Below are 13,751 nucleotides of genomic sequence, written 5' to 3' on the forward strand. Positions count from 1 at the left end.
GATTGGTCGGCCAAACGTCTGTGGCCACCCTGAGAAACGCGCCGGACGGCACGTACCCTTCTGCCGTGGCATCGGCGGCGCTCGTCCCCTTCCTCCACGGCGACCGGGATGTGATCAGCGTCCTGCTGGATCGCAGGGCCGAGGGGAGTGAGCCAGGAGAGCGTGCGGACGATCACCGGGTTGCCCTGGTCATCGGCGGCGGCGGGATGCGGGGCGCTTACGTCGCCGGCATGCTCCGGGCGCTGGACCGCGCTGGTCTGGTCCCGGCGTTCGACGAGGTGTACGGCGCGTCGTCGGGGGCTTTCAGCGCGGCGGCCTTCCTCACGGGTGACGCCGCGGCCTGTGCTGCCAGCTACCCCGAGGACCTCTGCACCGACGTGTTCATCAACATGCGCAGGCTCGGCAGCAGGCGTCCCGTGGTGGCGCTGGACCACCTGATCCACGAGGTGCTCGACGGCCGCAAGCCGATGGCATGGCACGAGCTGGGGAAGACCCCGGCGTCGCTGCGGATCGTGGCGACGGACGCGGGTGACCTCAGCGCGCACACCCTCGAGGGGATGGAGACGGTCGCGGACTGGCGGCTGGCGCTGCGGGCCAGCGCGTCGATCCCGCTGCTCTGCGGCCCGCCGGTCTCCTACGGGGGGCGTCGCTGGGTGGACGGGTCGGTGGGCGAGCCGCTGGCCATGGCGCGGGCGCTGCGCGGCGGGGCCACCCACGTGCTGGTCGTGCTCTGCCGCGGCACCGACGACCTGCATCCCGACGCCGACGCGGGGCTGTCGCTCTGGGCCCGCGCCCTCGACAGGGTGGTGCCGGGGCTGGGCACGGTCGCGCAGGGATCCCGCCGCTACGGCGCCGACCTGCGGCTGGTCACCGATGCCGCCCATCCGGACCGCGGCCCCGGGCACCTGGCGGCGATCGGGCCGTCCCGATCGGTCGGCATGGGCTCGTTGTGCGTCGATCCGGCGCTGGTGGGCGAGGCGGTGCGGGTCGGCGACGAGTCCGTCGTCGCGGCCATCGAGTCGGTCGCCGCGCAGCGGCGCGACCTCGACCCCGCCTGATCCGCTTCCGGCGGATAACGTCGGTGGCATGGAGGCAGGGGAGCGGCCGCGCGCGGCCGTCATCGTCACGGGCAGCGAGCTTCTGACCGGATCGATCACCGACCGCAACGGTCCGTGGCTCGCTCGCGAGCTGGGCGAGCTCGGCTTCGAGGTCGCGCACGTGCTGCTCGTCGGCGACCGGCCCGACGATCTCGACGCCGCACTGCGGTTCGCCGTGAACTCGGGCTGCGTGCTGGTCGTCACGAGCGGGGGTCTCGGGCCCACGGCGGACGACCTGACCGCGCAGGTGGTGGCGTCCTTCGCAGGTGTCGAGCTGGTTCTCGACGAGGACCTGCGCAAGCACATCGCCGGCATCCTTCGTGGCTGGGCGGTTCGCACAGGCTTCGGCGGGCCCGCTCTGGATGAGGCCAACCGCAAGCAGGCGATGGTGCCGCGGGGCGCCACCGCCCTGCCACCGGTCGGCACGGCGCCGGGGCTGGTGGTTCCGCGGCCGGGCGGGCCGCTCGTGGTGGTGATGCCCGGACCGCCCCGTGAGCTGCGGGGGATGTGGCCCGCCGCGCTCGAGGCGCCGCCGTTCCGGGAGCTGCTCGCAGGCGTGCCCGCGGCGACGTCGCTGTCGTTGCGGTTCTTCGGGCTGCCCGAGTCCGAGATCGCGTCGACGCTGCGTGAGTTCGACTCCGAGATGGATCTGTCCGGGGTGGAGGTCACCACTTGCCTGCGCCGTTCCGAGCTCGAGGTGGACCTGCGGCCGAAGCCCGGTGCCGCGGTCTTCGCGGCCGAGCTGCACGGCGCTCTCGCGGCCCGGCACGCGAAGCACCTGGTGAGCGACGACGGCACCACCACCGACGAGCTGCTCGCCCGTGCGCTGCTGGAGCGTGGCTGGACCGTTGCGACCGGCGAGTCGTGCACGGGCGGGATGCTCGCGTCGCGGCTGGTCGACCGGCCCGGCTCCTCCGCGTACGTCGCCGGGGGCGTCGTGGCCTACTCGAACACCGCGAAGACGCAGCTGCTCGGCGTGCCGGCGGAGATGATCGAGGAGCACGGAGCGGTGTCACCCGAGGTGGCGCGCGCTCTCGCCGACGGCGCTCGCGAGCGGTTCGGAGCGGACGTCGGCGTCGGGATCACCGGTGTCGCCGGCCCCGACGGTGGCACGGAGGCGAAGCCGGTCGGCTATGTCTGCTTCTGTGTCACCACCGGCGGCGGCCTCGTGCTGGCCCGCGATCCCCGCCTTCCGGGCGGGCGTTCCGACGTGCGGGAGCGCTCGACGGACCTCGGGATGCACCTGCTGCTGCGGGCGGCCGCACCGCGCCGGGCGGAGTGATCGCGCCTCGAGTGGCCGACCGGCCCCTCTGCACCTACATTGCAACTCCCGGTGGTGATCGCTCTGGCAGCCCGGCCCGTCGGGGGTCGGTCCGGCCGCCGTCGTCGTCGGCGGCGACCGGACCTGAGGCAAGGATCAGCCCGATCAGCGCAGCGGGCGGAAGAACGTGCGCAGCTCGTCCACGAAGACCTCGGGCTGTTCCAGCGAGGCGAAGTGGCCGCCCGTCTTCGGCTCGCTCCAGTGCCGCAGGTCGGTGTAGCGACGCTCGATCCAGTGCCGGGGCAGCCGCACGAGCTCCTGCGGGAACTGGGTGACGCCGGTGGGCACGGGCACCTCGTCCATCCGCCGCCGCTTGAAGCTCTCCCAGTACAGCCGAGCCGAGGACGCGCCGGTGCCGGGGAGCCAGTAGAGCATGACGTTGTCGAGCAGCCGGTCGCGTGAGATGACGTTCTCCGGGTGGCCGGCGCAGTCGGTCCAGTCCCAGAACTTCTCGACGATCCAGGTGCACTGCGCCGACGGCGAGTCGAGCAGGCCGTAGCCGATCGTCTGCGGCCGGGTGGACTGCTCGCTGGAGTAGCCCGTGCCGAGCTTCTGGAAGGTCTCGCGCGCGGCGAAGGCCTCTTTCTCAGCGACCGTGAGCGGCTGGGCCTCGGCGTCCGGCGGGCGCTCGGCGAGCGGCATCGTCAGGTGGATGCCGACGAGGCTCTCCGGGGCACCCGTGCCCAGGGCGGAGGTGATCAGCGAGCCCCAGTCGCCTCCCTGAGCGCCGTAACGGTCGTAGCCGAGCCGGTCCATGAGCTGCGCCCACGCCGTGGCGATCCGTTCGATGCCCCACCCGGGAACCGTGGGCTTGGCGCTGAAGCCGTAGCCGGGCAGCGACGGAACGACGAGGTGGAACGCGTCGCGGGGGTCGGGCGGGTTGGTCAGGGCCTCGATCACGCCCAGGAACTCGACGACCGAGCCGGGCCAGCCGTGGGTGAGCAGCAGCGGCAGCGCGCCGGGGTGCGGGGAGCGGGCATGGATCAGATGCACCTCGACGGTGTCGTCACCCCCGCCGTCGAGGCCGGTACGGAACTGCGGGAGCGCGTTGAGCTCGGCTTCGCAGCGCCGCCAGTCGTACTCGCGCGCCCAGTAGCCGCACAGTTCGCGGGCGTAGTCCAGCGGCACGCCCTGAGTCCAGCCCGGCGAGGTGGCCGGTTCGGGCCAGCGGGTGCGGGCGATCCTCTCCCGCAGGTCGTCCAGCTCGGTCTCGGGGACCTCGACTCGGAACTCGCGCATGCCTAGAGCTGTACCCCACGGGTGAGGGCGCCGTCGACGACGAGATGCGTACCGGTGATGAAACTTGCCCGGGGGCTCGCCAGCATGATGACGCCGTAGGCGATCTCCTCCGGGGTGGCCATCCGGCCGGTGGGGTTGAGCCCGAGCGCCTGGGCGAAGAACTCCGGGTCGTTCTGGTCGAGGCTGTGCCAGACGCCGCCCTCGAAGTACGTGTTGCCGGGCGAGACGGCGTTGGCGCGCACCTTCCCGGCGAGCTGGAACGCGAGCCCGGACGTGTAGTGCACGAGCGCCGCCTTCATCACGCCGTACGCGCCCGCCGCGAAGTCGACCTCCCGGCCGGAGACGCTCGACACGGCGACGATGGATCCGACGCCGCTCGCCTCGAGGTGCGGGAGGGCCGCGTCGACCGTGCGCACGGTGTGCATGAGATCGACCTCGAAGCTCGGCTTCCAGTGCTCCGGGCCGGGGCCGATCGAGAGGGCGCTCACGTTGGCCACGACGATGTCGATGCCGCCGTAGTGCTGCGCCGATGCGGCCACCCATGCGGTGAGCGCGTCGGCGTCGGCGACGTCGAGTGCGGTGCCGGTGACGTCGTGGCCCGCGCCGCGTAGCTCCTCCTCGACCTTGGCGACATCGGCCTCGGTGCGCGCGCAGAAGGCGACCTTGGCGCCCTCGGTGGCCAGGCCCTCCACGACGGCGCGGCCGATGCCCTTCGTACCGCCGGTGACCAGTGCGATCCGGCCTGTCAGCTGTAGATCCATCGGAGGTCCTTTCCTAAAGACCGCGGGCCTGGTCACGCAGATGGCGGTGCATGCCCCCGTACGCGTCCGCGCCGGGCAGCAGCGCCTTCTCGATCTTGGTGACCGCGCTGTAGTTGGTGTCGCAGACGTTCGCCAGCGGCGAGCGGCTGATCTGGGTGAGCAGCTGGTAGGCGTCGAGCGGGTCGAGCCCGTAGAGCTCGCCGAGCCAACCGACCATGCCGACCTGGCTGGCCCGCCAGGCGTCCTCCAGCGGCCGGGACGAGCCGACGACGGCGTAGTGGTCGTCGTGCTCCAGCCGGGGCCACGCCGGTGCCCCACCCTTGATCAGCTCCACGATCAGCGTGACGTTCATGGCGCCCTCGACGGCGGTGCCGCAGCTCTCGCCCTCGCCCTGGCGGTAGTGGCCGTCGCCGACGGAGAAGAGGGCACCCTCGACGTTCACGCCGAGGAAGCAGGTGGTGCCTGCCCGCATCTCAGGGGTGTCCATGTTGCCGCCGAAGGTGTCGGGCACCAGGCTCGAGCGGACCTCCCGCCCGGGCGGCGCCACACCGACGGTGCCGAGCATCGGCGCGAGCGGCAGCTCGACCTGCAGCTGTGAGCGCTGGGCCTCGAAGAGCACGGTGCCTCGGGCGCGGTCGAGCTGGTAGATCCAGGTCTGCTCGGGGAGCGGCTCGTTCAGCAGGGCGGTGCGGTCGGTGCCGGTGAGCGCGCCGAAGAACGGGATCGTGGTCGACGCCCCCCAGTCCCGTGCCGGCGTGAGGTCGACGATGTGCAGCGCGAGCGTGTCGCCCGGCTCGGCACCCTCCACGTGGAACGGCCCGGTCTGCGGGTTCACCTGGGTCATGTCCAGCACCTGCGACGGCTTGTCGGAGGTGCGCTGCAGCCGGCCGGAGAAGGCGTCCTCCGTCCACAGCCGTAGCACGGTGCCCGGCGTGATGCGGTGGGTGGGCGCGACCCCACCGAATGTCCATGCGTACTGCTCGGGCTCGGGGCGGAACTCGACGACGTCCACGGGGGGTGATCGTCGTGTCAACGACTACTGACGCGCAAGTCCCAGGAGGTTACGGAGCGGCTGGTAGGGGATAACGGGGCGACTCGGCCCATTGTGGGAGGGCCGACCGGGTGCCGGGTGCGGGCACCCGATGTCTCAGTTCTTTCCGAGCTGCCAGGTCGCGAGGGGGCGGCTGCGCAAGGCGGCGATCAGGAACACGATCCCGAGCAGCGCGGTCGCGACCGCGAGCGCCGGGACGATACCGGCATGCAGCATCAGTAGCGCTCCCGCGATCGCCCCGACGAGCAGCATCACGACGGCGAGAATCCGGCGCGCGGCCTTGACCCGGGCGGACATCCCGCGGTCCGCCACGATGCCGACCATCGTCATCGTGATCACGGTGGTGGTCAGGTCCGGCACCGCGAGGCGGCGCACGGTCGTGTTCTGGAGGCCCATCGCGATGGCCAGGATCGCGGCGACGACCACGGCGCTCGGCGTGTCGGGAGCGCCGGGACGGACGATCGCGACGACGAGAGCGGCCAGGAGCAGGCCGAACTCGATCGCCGCGGTATTGCGCACCAGCCGGCCACGGTGGCCGTACCACCGTTCGACGGGCCGTCTTGCGACGAACACCGCGAGGAGAAACCCCACCAGGGCCGCCAGCGAGGCGGCCAGCGAGAACCCCGGCGTCCCCGCGATCGCGAACCCCATGATCAGCACGTTGCCGGTCATGTTGGCGACGAAGATCCGGCCGAGGCCGAGCAGGCTGACCGCGTCCAGCACACCAGTCGTCAGGGTGAGCACCAGCAAGAGCAGTGGCAGCGGGCCGTCCGCCTCGTGCCGCGCGAGCTCGGTCCACAGCCGCGACCCAGCGCTCGCCATTCCACCTCCTCGGTGCCCGACGGCACCGGGCGGACAGGACCGTCCCGTCTGTTCTCATCGTTGTCCAAGCACGGCGCCGAGGTCGACGGGTGCGTGCGCAATGTCCTCCATGTGGTGTCCCCACCGTGGCGCCCTTACCGCGCAGCACCCGTGACGCCGAAGTCGGGCACCTGGAGCGTGGTGGCCATTGGGGCTCTCGTTGCCGGGAAGGATCAGTCGGGAGCGCTGAGTCGCCGGGAGATGCCCATTGCCGCAGCCCGGACGACCGGGACGAACGCCATGGTGTCGGAGTTGGCGGAGGGCACCACGACCGAGAGCGCGGCCACCACGTCGCCCCGCGGGCCCCGCACCGGGGCCGCAACCGAGGTGGCGACCAGCTCGACGTGCCCGGCGGTGACCGCCACGCCGGTGCGGCGGACCTCGGCGAGCGCCCGGCGCAGGTCCTCGGGGTCGCACAGCGTCCGATCCGTGTAGCGCTTGAGGGTGCCTGCGAGCACCCTCTCCTGCAGCTCCGGCCCGCCGAACGCGAGCAGGACCTGCCCGACGCCCGTGGCGTGCAGCGGAAGCCGGCCCCCTACGCGCGTGAGGACGTGCACGGCGCCACGCCCTGACAGCCGTTCCAGGAACACCGCCTCGTCGTCGTCGAGCACCGCGAGCTGCACGTTCTGCCTGGTCACCTCGTAGAGGTCCTCCAGGAACGGCATCGCCGTCTCGCGCAGCCCCAGCCCGCGGGGGGCGAGCGCTCCCACTTCCCAGAGCCGGAGCCCGACGCGATAGCGGCCATCGGTGGCCCGCTCCAGAGCGCCCCACTCGGCGAGCTCGCCGACGATGCGGTGCGTGGTGGTCAGCGGGAGCGCCGTGCGTCTGCTGATCTCGGTGAGCGTGAGCTCGGGGCGCTCGGCGCTGAACGCGGCGAGCACCTGCAGAACACGGGCTGTGACCGACTGCGCCATCGTGAGCCAGTCTGCCTCGGGCTTCCGGTGAGCGGAAGCGGAGTCGAGCGCTTCCAGGCCGGTAGGCCAGTCTTGCCCGTATGCGAACGCAGGTCGGGATCATCGGAGCCGGACCGGCAGGACTACTGCTGTCCCACCTCCTGGCCCGGGCCGGGATCGACTCGGTGGTGCTGGAGGCACGCAGCCGCGACTACGTCGAACGCCGGGTCCGGGCGGGCGTGCTGGAGCACCCCACGGTGGAGCTCTTGCGCGAGGTCGGGCTCGCCGAGCGCCTGGACCGCGAGGGGATGCCTCACGAGGGCATCTCCCTGCGCTTCGACGGTGGCGACCACCGCATCGACTTCGCCGACCTGGTCGGGCGCGGTATCACCGTCTACGGCCAGCAGGAGGTCGTGAAGGACCTCATCGCCGCACGGCTGCGCGACGGCGGGGATCTCCGGTTCGAGGTGTCGGACGTGACGCTCGACGGGCTCGCCGACGCACCCGTGATCGGCTTCACCGATGCCGACGGACAGCGGCAGGAACTGCGGTGCGACGTCGTGGCCGGGTGCGACGGCTTCCACGGCATCAGCCGCGGCGCGTTCGAGCCACAGATGTTCGACCGCGAGTACCCGTACGCCTGGCTGGGGATCCTCGCCAAGGCCGCTCCGACGCAGCACGAGCTCGCCTACGCCAACCACCCGCGCGGGTTCGCGCTCTACTCGATGCGCAGCCCCGAGATCACCCGGCTCTACCTACAGGTGCCGCCGGACACCGATGCAGGCACCTGGTCGGATGCTCAGATCTGGGACGAGCTGGGCGTACGACTCGCCGCCGACGGCTTCACCCTCAACGAGGGGCCGCTCATCGAGAAGAGCGTCACCGGCATGCGCAGCGTCGTGGCGGAGCCGATGCGCCACGGCCGGCTCTTCCTGGCGGGCGACGCCGCGCACATCGTGCCGCCGACGGGCGCGAAGGGCATGAACCTCGCGATCGCCGACGTACGCGTGCTCGCCGAGGCACTGACCGACTACCTCAGCCACGGCGACGAGTCCGGGGTGGACGCCTACTCCGACACCTGTCTGCGCCGGGTGTGGCGGGCCGAGCACTTCTCCTGGTGGATGACCTCGATGTTGCACGTCTCCCCGGACCCCGACCCCTTCGCCCACCGCCTGCAGCTGTCCCAGCTGCGCTACACGGTGACCTCCCGCGCGGCGGCCACCTCCCTCGCCGAGAACTACGTCGGCCTGCCCCATGGAGAGAACCGTTGACCGAACTCGCGAAATCGCAACCCACCACGTCGATCCCGCATCCCGCCGGCTACCGCCCGGCCGCGGAGGGGAACCACCCGTCACTGTCGTTCGGGGGCTACCGGAGCACGAGCCTGCGAGCGCCGTCCCAGGCGCCCGTGGTGCTGCGCCACCGGCTCACCGAGGTGACCGGTCCCCTGCTCACCGGCGACATCGGCCCGAACGACAACGACCTGACCACGCAGCACGCGGGTGAGGCGATCGGGCAGCGGATCGTCGTCTTCGGCCGGGTGCTCGACAGTGACGGCCGTGCGGTGCCGAACACGCTCGTCGAGGTGTGGCAGGCCAACGCGGCCGGTCGCTACGCCCACGCCGTGGACAACTGGCCCGCACCGCTGGACCCCAACTTCACCGGCGGCGGTCGCGTCGTGACCGACGCCCAGGGCAACTACTCGTTCACCACGATCAGGCCCGGCGCCTACCCGTGGGGCAACCACCACAACGCCTGGCGCCCCGCGCACATCCACTTCTCGCTGTTCGGCCGGTCGTTCACCCAGCGGCTGGTGACGCAGATGTACTTCCCGGACGACCCGCTGTTCGACCAGGACCCGATCTTCAACTCCGTGCCCGACCCCGCCGCCCGGCAGCGGATGGTCTCGACGTTCGACCTGTCGGCCACGCGCCCGGAATGGGCACTGGCGTACCGCTTCGACATCGTGCTCCGCGGCCGCGAGCAGACCCCTTTCGAGGAGCCCCATGAGTGAGCTGCTGACCCCGTCACAGACCGTCGGACCGTTCCTGAGCCTCGGGCTCACCTGGCTGGAGGGGCACCTCGTCGTGCCGCAGGGCACGCCCGGAGCGATCCGGATCTCCGGTGTGCTCACCGACGGCGCCGGGGCACCGGTCGTGGACGGGCTCGTCGAGACGTGGCAGGCCGACGCCGACGGTCGCTTCGACCACCCGGACGACCCGCGGGGCGCGACGGGCTCCGGGTTCCGCGGCTTCGGGCGCTGCGCAACGGACGGAGAGGGCCGCTTCGAGATCCTCACCGTCAAGCCCGGCGCGATCGGTGACGGCCAGGCACCCCACATCGATGTCACCGTGCTCGCGCGCGGCCTGCTCGACCGGGTGGTCACGAGGATCTACTTCCCGGACGAGGCCGCGGCCAACGCCGCCGACCCGCTGCTCGCGTCGCTCCCGCCGGAGCGGGCCGCCACGCTGGTGGCCCAGGAGGCGGGCCCGGACGAGCTGCGCTTCGACATCCGCCTGAAGGGCGTCGGGGAGACCGTCTTCCTCTCCGTCTGACGACGTCCGCGCCCCCCGGTTGCGCCAGGTGGTGACGATCACTGCACGATGTGCAGCATCTCGGGAATCGGAGATCGTCCACATCGTTGTCACAGGTGACGAACAGCGTGGTCATCGACGCCCCTGCGATAACGGGGACCACGAGGTTCAGGCAGCTGTGGGGGGACGTGGTCGAAGTGGCGCGCGCAGCGCTCCCGGTGGGCGCCCAGCTGGGCGGCATGCCGTCCGGTCGGGGGCCGTCGGGGCGCGAGCAGCGCCATCCGCTACTCGTGCAGCTGGCCCGGTACGCGGTGATCGGCGGCCTGGGCACGCTCGTGAACGCCGTGATCTTCCTGGTGCTGCGGACGTGGTGGGACACCATCCCGGCCAACCTGGTGGCTCTCGTCCTGAGCACTGTGGTGAGCACCGAGGCGAACCGCCGGTTCACCTTCGGGGGCGCCCGGGTCCACTGGCTGCGCTCCCACGTGCAGAGCGGTGGCACGGTGCTGTTCTACGCCTTCTACAGCTCCGCGGTGCTGATGCTGCTCGCGGCCACGATCGACTCCCCGACCGCCTGGGAGCAGACCATGGCGGTGGCCGTGGCCAGCGTCCTCGGTGGTCTGGGCCGGTTCCTCGTGCTGCGGTACTGGGTGTTCGAGCCGGACGCCCACGACGATTCGCGATCGGAAGGCGCCGGGGCCTCGCAACGCGCGGAGCGCGGATCCGAACAGCTGGGTTGACCTGACGACCGGGCCGAAGCAAGCGGTCGCCGGTAGGCCCCACGGGCCTGCGCCCGGGGTCGAGCCCGTGGTCACCCCTGGCGCGAGCGGCGCACTCCCGTTCGAGACTTGACGTGCTCGCGGACGGGATGGACGAGGGGACCGATCTCGGGGACGCCGCGGGCGGACGAGGGGCGGCGGCGTTGACCGGCGTCGCCCTCCCTCGTCGCATCGGTCCGGCGTGGCAGACCCTCGACAGTGAAGGGCCGCGCGGCCTGAACCGGGTGGTCATCCCGGAGCACGGCTTAGATTGTTGACATGACTGCCACACAGTCCAGCAGCGAGGCATTCGAGTACAAGCCCGTGGCACTGAACGAGCGGATCACCTCCGACGGCTCGTCGCGATGGCCGGTGGAGGCCGGCCGTTACCGCCTGGTCGTCGCCCGGGCATGCCCGTGGGCGAACCGCAGCGTGATCGTGCGCCGGTTGCTGGGGTTGGAGCCCGCGCTGTCGATGGGTCTGGCCGGTCCACTGCACGACGAGCGCAGCTGGCGGTTCCACCTCGACCCGGACAACCGGGACCCGGTGCTCGGCATCGAGTACCTCGGTGAGGCCTACCGCAAGGCCGACCCCGGCTTCGACGCCGGCATCACGGTTCCCGCCGTGGTGGAGATCGCCACCGGGAAGGTGGTGACGAACGGGTTCCAGCAGCTCACCCTCGACTTCTCCACCCAGTGGACCGCCCTCCACCGCGACGGCGCCCCGGATCTCTACCCCGTGGAGCACCGCGCCGAGATCGACGAGATCAACCAGGCGGTGTACGAGGACGTCAACATCGGCGTCTACAAGTGCGGCTTCACGAACAGCCAGGAAGCCTACGAACAGGCCTACCGGGCGTTGTTCGCCCGGCTCGACGCGCTGTCGGAGCGGCTCGCAACGCAGCGTTTTCTCGTCGGCGACACGATCACCGAGGCCGACATCCGGCTGTGGGTCACGCTCGTGCGCTTCGACGCCGTCTACCACGGCCATTTCAAATGCAACCGGCAGAAGCTCACCGAGATGCCGGTGCTGTGGGCCTACGCGCGCGATCTGTTCCAGACTCCGGGCTTCGGCGACACGATCGACTTCGAGCAGATCAAACAGCACTACTACGGCGTGCACACGGACATCAACCCGACCCGGGTGGTGCCCCTCGGCCCCGACGTCCGGAACTGGCTCACCCCGCACGGGCGGGAAGCGCTCGGCGGCCGCCCGTTCGGCGACGGCACCCCGCCCGGTCCTCCGCCGGAGGGCGAGCGGGTGCCTCCGATCAGCTGAGCAGCTCGTAATCGACACCTGCGGCGTCGTAGGTGGATGCGGCGCGCCGGTCGAGGGTCAGCAACACGGCGCCGGCCCGTGCGGCGGACAGCGCGATCACGAGGTCGTAGACGGCGCCGCCGATCACGGCGGTGCTTTCCGCCACGTGCAGGACATCGGCGGAGGGGGCGCCCGCGAGCCGCGACGTCGACGGGGTGAAGTGCTTGTCGAGAAACGACGTGACGAGCTGCGCGGGAACCCGCCGCGGCGGCGGCAGCCTCGTCAGAACCGAGAATGTCTCGATCAGCGCATGCTCGATCACGGCGTCGACTCGGGTGAGCGCCGCCACCGCGAGCGGATGCTCGGTGTGCCACCTGGCGAATGCGGCGACCAGGACCGAGGTGTCACATGTGATCACCGACGGGTGCGTTCGAGGACGTCGCGCACCTCGTCGGGCGTCAGGGAGGGGGCATCGTCCCCCGGAACCTCGGCCGCCAGGAAACCGTCGCGCTCGACGAGCTCCATCGGCGCGGAGACCGGTTCGATCACGATCTGCCCGTTGCGCTCGACGATCTCCAGTTCCTGGCCGGGCTCGAGCGCGGCTGCCTGGCGCAGCTGCTTCGGGATGACCACACGCCCGGCGCCGTCGATGGTAGTGCGCATGGTAGGAATCTACCATTCGCGGTGGCCTGTGATTGGCCTCGCTGTGCCCCGCCCCCCGCCCGGCCGCTCGCGGGGGAAGGATGGCGTGCGATGCCGAGCCGATCACGCTTCTTCTCGCACACGCTGCCCGGGCGCGCCCGGGCCTGTTCCCTCGCCGCGCTGCTGGCGGCAGCTGTGGCCGCGGTCCCCGTGCTACCCGCCGCTGCGGCGCCACCCGCTCCGGCGCCGCCGCTCACCGGCGCGAACCTGGGTGCGGACCGGCTGCCACGCTGCGCCGCAGTGCTCGATGCGATGAGCCCGCGCGACAAGCTCGCGCAGCGGCTCATGGTGGGCGTCGACGCCTCCGATCCGGCCACCACCGCCGAGACCGTGCGCGCCACGCAGGTGGGCGGCATCTTCGTCGGCGACAACGCCACCCAGCTGCTGAGCAACCAGGCTCTGCGCGGTGTGCAGGCGATGGCCCGGATCCCGGTCGCTGTCTCCGTCGACGACGAGGGCGGGCGCGTGCAGCGCATCGACACCCTGGACGGCAACATGCCGAGCGCCCGGGTGATGGCGGCGCGGATGACGCCGGCGCAGGTGAAGGAGCAGGGCCTCGAGCGGGGCCGCGCGCAGCTCGCCCGCGGGATCACGATGGATCTCGCCCCGGTCGTCGACATGGGAAACCAGCCGGCGAATGCGGTGATCGGGGACCGCTCCTTCAGCACCGACCCCGACACGGTCGCGAAGTACGCGGCCGCCTTCGCCGAGGGCGAGCGGGAGGCGGGCGTGTTCACCGTGCTCAAGCACTTCCCCGGCCACGGCCGTGCCGTCGGCGACTCGCACAAGGGCAAGGCCACCACCCCGCCGCTCGACCAACTGCGGACCGACGACCTGCGCCCCTACGCCACCCTCCTCGGCCCCGGGGGCCCGCTCGCCGACGGCCGCACGGGCGTGCTCGTCGGGCACCTGGACGTGCCGGGGCTCACCACCGACCTGCCCGCCACGCTCACGCCCGCGGCCTACCACCTCCTGCGCACCGACTACGGGTTCGACGGTCTCGTGCTCACCGACGACCTGGGCGCCATGAAGGCCATCACCGACACCTTCGACCTGCCCACGGCCGTCGAACGGGCCCTGACCGCGGGCGCCGACATGGCGCTGTGGTCGAGCGGCGGACGCGTCACCCCGGTGCTGGACCGGCTGGAACAGGACCTGCAGGCGGGCCGCATCGACCCCGCGGCGAACGATGCCGCGGTGACGCGGGTGCTGAAGGCCAAGCAGGTCTGCTCCTGACCGAAGCGCTCCGTACGACTCGGCCCGCCGTGCGACGGGCC

General features: G+C 71.6%; 15 protein-coding genes. 8 read left to right on the top strand and 7 right to left on the bottom strand.

Annotated features, from left to right (window positions below):
* Window positions 1-65 precede the first annotated feature (65 nt).
* Entirely contained in the window at window positions 66-1,058 is a 993-nt protein-coding gene (locus tag ABD743_RS29825) for a patatin-like phospholipase family protein (RefSeq protein WP_344725686.1), read from the top strand.
* Window positions 1,059-1,086: 28 nt separating this feature from the next.
* A complete protein-coding gene (locus ABD743_RS29830; RefSeq protein WP_344725687.1) occupies window positions 1,087-2,379 on the top strand; it encodes a competence/damage-inducible protein A in 1,293 nt (430 codons plus the stop codon).
* A gap of 144 nt (window positions 2,380-2,523) precedes the next feature.
* On the opposite strand, the gene ABD743_RS29835 is transcribed toward ABD743_RS29830, so the two are convergent.
* The 5 genes from ABD743_RS29835 to ABD743_RS29855 all read right to left on the bottom strand — a co-directional run bounded on the left by ABD743_RS29835 (window position 2,524) and on the right by ABD743_RS29855 (window position 7,244).
* Window positions 2,524-3,657: an epoxide hydrolase family protein gene (locus ABD743_RS29835; RefSeq protein ID WP_344725688.1), complete on the bottom strand. Its 1,134-nt coding sequence runs from the start codon at window positions 3,655-3,657 to the stop codon at window positions 2,524-2,526.
* Between the two features lie 2 nt (window positions 3,658-3,659).
* Window positions 3,660-4,418, bottom strand: a complete 759-nt coding sequence (locus ABD743_RS29840) for an SDR family NAD(P)-dependent oxidoreductase (protein WP_344725689.1) — start codon at window positions 4,416-4,418, stop codon at window positions 3,660-3,662.
* 13 nt (window positions 4,419-4,431) lie between these two features.
* Window positions 4,432-5,430, bottom strand: a complete 999-nt coding sequence (locus tag ABD743_RS29845) for an acetamidase/formamidase family protein (RefSeq protein WP_344725690.1) — start codon at window positions 5,428-5,430, stop codon at window positions 4,432-4,434.
* A gap of 135 nt (window positions 5,431-5,565) precedes the next feature.
* The gene (locus ABD743_RS29850; protein ID WP_344725691.1) at window positions 5,566-6,291 is read right to left on the bottom strand and encodes a YoaK family protein; all 726 of its coding nucleotides are present in this window, start codon (window positions 6,289-6,291) and stop codon (window positions 5,566-5,568) included.
* A gap of 212 nt (window positions 6,292-6,503) precedes the next feature.
* The gene (locus tag ABD743_RS29855) at window positions 6,504-7,244 is read right to left on the bottom strand and encodes an IclR family transcriptional regulator (protein ID WP_344725692.1); all 741 of its coding nucleotides are present in this window, start codon (window positions 7,242-7,244) and stop codon (window positions 6,504-6,506) included.
* An 80-nt stretch (window positions 7,245-7,324) separates the two neighbouring features.
* Between ABD743_RS29855 and ABD743_RS29860 the strand changes: the two genes are divergently transcribed.
* The 5 genes from ABD743_RS29860 (at window position 7,325) to ABD743_RS29880 (ending at window position 11,793) form a co-directional block, all read left to right on the top strand.
* The gene (locus ABD743_RS29860; RefSeq protein ID WP_344725693.1) at window positions 7,325-8,494 is read left to right on the top strand and encodes a 4-hydroxybenzoate 3-monooxygenase; all 1,170 of its coding nucleotides are present in this window, start codon (window positions 7,325-7,327) and stop codon (window positions 8,492-8,494) included.
* Window positions 8,491-9,237, top strand: a complete 747-nt coding sequence (pcaH, locus tag ABD743_RS29865) for a protocatechuate 3,4-dioxygenase subunit beta (RefSeq protein ID WP_379658937.1) — start codon at window positions 8,491-8,493, stop codon at window positions 9,235-9,237. Before ABD743_RS29860 ends, pcaH begins: the two co-directional genes overlap by 4 nt.
* Window positions 9,230-9,778: a protocatechuate 3,4-dioxygenase subunit alpha gene (pcaG, locus tag ABD743_RS29870; RefSeq protein WP_344725694.1), complete on the top strand. Its 549-nt coding sequence runs from the start codon at window positions 9,230-9,232 to the stop codon at window positions 9,776-9,778. Before pcaH ends, pcaG begins: the two co-directional genes overlap by 8 nt.
* A 95-nt stretch (window positions 9,779-9,873) precedes the next feature.
* Window positions 9,874-10,497: a GtrA family protein gene (locus ABD743_RS29875; RefSeq protein WP_344725695.1), complete on the top strand. Its 624-nt coding sequence runs from the start codon at window positions 9,874-9,876 to the stop codon at window positions 10,495-10,497.
* 297 nt (window positions 10,498-10,794) lie between these two features.
* Window positions 10,795-11,793 carry a glutathione S-transferase family protein gene (locus tag ABD743_RS29880; protein WP_344725696.1) on the top strand — a complete coding sequence of 333 codons (999 nt, stop codon included), beginning with the start codon at window positions 10,795-10,797 and terminating at the stop codon, window positions 11,791-11,793.
* Here ABD743_RS29880 and ABD743_RS29885 read toward each other — a convergent pair.
* Together ABD743_RS29885 and ABD743_RS29890 are read right to left on the bottom strand one after the other, a co-directional pair.
* Window positions 11,786-12,190, bottom strand: coding sequence for a PIN domain-containing protein (locus tag ABD743_RS29885; RefSeq protein WP_344725697.1), 405 nt, complete (start codon window positions 12,188-12,190; stop codon window positions 11,786-11,788). The two genes, ABD743_RS29880 and ABD743_RS29885, sit on opposite strands and share 8 nt — an antisense overlap.
* Window positions 12,187-12,435, bottom strand: a complete 249-nt coding sequence (locus ABD743_RS29890; RefSeq protein WP_344725698.1) for an AbrB/MazE/SpoVT family DNA-binding domain-containing protein — start codon at window positions 12,433-12,435, stop codon at window positions 12,187-12,189. Before ABD743_RS29890 ends, ABD743_RS29885 begins: the two co-directional genes overlap by 4 nt.
* Window positions 12,436-12,525: 90 nt before the next feature.
* Between ABD743_RS29890 and ABD743_RS29895 the strand changes: the two genes are divergently transcribed.
* A complete protein-coding gene (locus tag ABD743_RS29895) occupies window positions 12,526-13,710 on the top strand; it encodes a glycoside hydrolase family 3 N-terminal domain-containing protein (RefSeq protein WP_344725699.1) in 1,185 nt (394 codons plus the stop codon).
* The last annotated feature ends 41 nt before the right edge of the window (window positions 13,711-13,751 follow it).

It is taken from the genome of Pseudonocardia yunnanensis, assembly GCF_039534065.1.
Taxonomy (GTDB): Bacteria; Actinomycetota; Actinomycetes; order Mycobacteriales; family Pseudonocardiaceae; genus Pseudonocardia; species Pseudonocardia yunnanensis.

Excerpts from the sequence above, each read along its gene's own strand:
- ABD743_RS29830 (WP_344725687.1), top strand. The coding sequence starts at position 1,087 with ATGGAGGCAGGGGAGCGGCCGCGCGCGGCCGTCATCGTCACGGGCAGC.
- ABD743_RS29835 (WP_344725688.1), bottom strand. The coding sequence starts at position 3,657 with ATGCGCGAGTTCCGAGTCGAGGTCCCCGAGACCGAGCTGGACGACCTG.
- ABD743_RS29840 (WP_344725689.1), bottom strand. The coding sequence starts at position 4,418 with ATGGATCTACAGCTGACAGGCCGGATCGCACTGGTCACCGGCGGTACG.
- ABD743_RS29850 (WP_344725691.1), bottom strand. The coding sequence starts at position 6,291 with ATGGCGAGCGCTGGGTCGCGGCTGTGGACCGAGCTCGCGCGGCACGAG.
- ABD743_RS29855 (WP_344725692.1), bottom strand. The coding sequence starts at position 7,244 with ATGGCGCAGTCGGTCACAGCCCGTGTTCTGCAGGTGCTCGCCGCGTTC.
- ABD743_RS29860 (WP_344725693.1), top strand. The coding sequence starts at position 7,325 with ATGCGAACGCAGGTCGGGATCATCGGAGCCGGACCGGCAGGACTACTG.
- pcaG (WP_344725694.1), top strand. The coding sequence starts at position 9,230 with ATGAGTGAGCTGCTGACCCCGTCACAGACCGTCGGACCGTTCCTGAGC.
- ABD743_RS29880 (WP_344725696.1), top strand. The coding sequence starts at position 10,795 with ATGACTGCCACACAGTCCAGCAGCGAGGCATTCGAGTACAAGCCCGTG.
- ABD743_RS29890 (WP_344725698.1), bottom strand. The coding sequence starts at position 12,435 with ATGCGCACTACCATCGACGGCGCCGGGCGTGTGGTCATCCCGAAGCAG.
- ABD743_RS29895 (WP_344725699.1), top strand. The coding sequence starts at position 12,526 with ATGCCGAGCCGATCACGCTTCTTCTCGCACACGCTGCCCGGGCGCGCC.